The organism is Rothia sp. 27098_8_29, from assembly GCF_041432785.1.
Classification (GTDB): domain Bacteria; phylum Actinomycetota; class Actinomycetes; order Actinomycetales; family Micrococcaceae; genus Rothia; species Rothia mucilaginosa.
In genome coordinates, this window is sequence record NZ_JAPWAI010000025.1 from 1 (window position 1) to 965 (window position 965).

Annotated in this window: 2 protein-coding genes; one reads left to right on the forward strand and one right to left on the reverse strand. The window is 61.3% G+C overall.

Annotation, left to right across the window (positions count from 1 at the left end; all coding sequences use genetic code 11):
* The first annotated feature begins 12 nt into the window (after positions 1 to 12).
* Positions 13 to 168: a hypothetical protein gene (locus O3649_RS09050; protein ID WP_371573895.1), complete on the forward strand. Its 156-nt coding sequence runs from the start codon at positions 13 to 15 to the stop codon at positions 166 to 168.
* 161 nt (positions 169 to 329) lie between these two features.
* Here the strand turns inward: O3649_RS09050 and O3649_RS09055 are convergent.
* A partial coding sequence (locus tag O3649_RS09055; RefSeq protein ID WP_371573893.1) for a DUF885 domain-containing protein occupies positions 330 to 965 on the reverse strand: 636 nt, incomplete at its 5' end.

Genomic DNA, 965 nt, shown 5'->3' on the forward strand with positions numbered 1-965 from the left:
CTCGGCGTCTGGGTGGTCGACGGACGCACTGTAGGCGTGGGCATCCGCGAATCGAATGGCGCGCTCACCGATTACTGGTGCCGCTTCGCCCCGCATCTGGTGGACCTGAACGACTCCACCGGCATGGGATTCGGCACCACCGACCCCGGCGCCGCAAACTTCGGATAGCCCCCAGAAGATATAGTCCCCAGAAGACATGGACTTCAGAAGACACGAAAACACAGCGAAGCCCCCGCCTCAGCCACAAAGCTGAAGCGGGGGCTTCGTCTATAGAGCTCCTAATCAGAGACTCCAGAAATCCACTCGCCGAGGAGCGAGCAGACTAGAGGCTACTCGTCGTCCTCATCGTCGTCATCCTCAGTGTCCAGAGGAAGCATCATCTCATCGGTCAGAGCGCGGCGCAGAGTATCCAGACCCACCGAACCGAGCAGAAGCGCACGCGTGTGGAACGCGCGAATGTCATCGCCGCGGCGCACAGCCTGATCGCGCAGTTCCAGCCAGAGGCGCTCGCCAATCTTGTAGCTCGGCGCCTGACCCGGCCAACCCAGGTAACGCAGGAACTCGAAACGCAGGTGACCCTCGGACTCGTCTAGGTTCAGCTTCAAGAACTCGTAACCCAGCTCAGAGGTCCAGATGGTGCCCGGCTCAACGCCCAGCTGCTCAGCCCACTCATCGGGAATCGGCATCTCGCAGTGAACACCAATATCGAAGACCACGCGGGCGGCGCGCATACGCTGAGCGTTCAGCATGCCCATGCGGTCACCCGGATCCTTCAGGTAGCCCAGTTCCTCCATGAGGCGCTCAGCGTACAGTGCCCAGCCCTCACCGTGACCGGAAACCCACAGCATGTTCGTGCGCCAGGAGTTCATGGTGCCCTGCAGAGCCGTAGCAATAGCAATCTGGAGGTGGTGGCCCGGAACGCCCTCGTGGTACACGGTGGAGGTTTCACGCCAGGTAGTGAACGT